1 protein-coding gene is annotated in these 597 nt (G+C 38.3%); it reads right to left on the reverse strand.

The window, feature by feature from the left end; genetic code table 11:
• On the reverse strand, positions 1–597 hold a 597-nt coding region (locus AC1DRF_RS31485), incomplete at both ends, for an NAD(P)-binding domain-containing protein (protein ID WP_477742760.1).

The following is a 597-nucleotide window of genomic DNA, read 5'->3' on the forward strand; positions in this document are numbered from 1 at the left end:
CTKGTCTGACCCAAGGTCTATTTTGTATAGCACTTGTTTCTTCATGTGTGAGGTATCCTTTATAAGCGGTTAAGCTGCGTCTTAAAAATCCATCTTTGATACAGGCTGATTTCACACCCGAATTTAGGATGGACTGAATATGTGGCAGCACGGACGCTGYATAAGCTACAGAAGTAGAGTTAGCAATCGCTCCAGGAATATTGCTGACACAGTAATGAACGACACCATTTTCAATATATGTAGGATGTTCATGAGTTGTTTCACGGAAAGATTCAATTGCACCGTCAGTGTCATTGCTAATATCTACAATAACTGATCCTTTTTCCATTAAATTGAGCATATCGCACTCTATTAAATAATCTTTGCGTTCCTTTGGCCATTTCACACAGTTAATTACCATATCAGTTTCAGGAAGCAGTTTTTTAATATTTTGCTTAGTTGATAGCTGAGTATTCACTTTTTCATTATACGTTTTGCCGATATCTCTTAATGTTCCGTAATTTATATCCATAACCGTACACCACGCACCTAATGAATGTAAAACTTGCAGAGCAGACCTCCCTACTAGTCCTCCTCCAAGGATCAGTACCTTCATAC

The sequence above is a fragment of the Priestia sp. P5_B4 genome, from assembly GCF_056400385.1.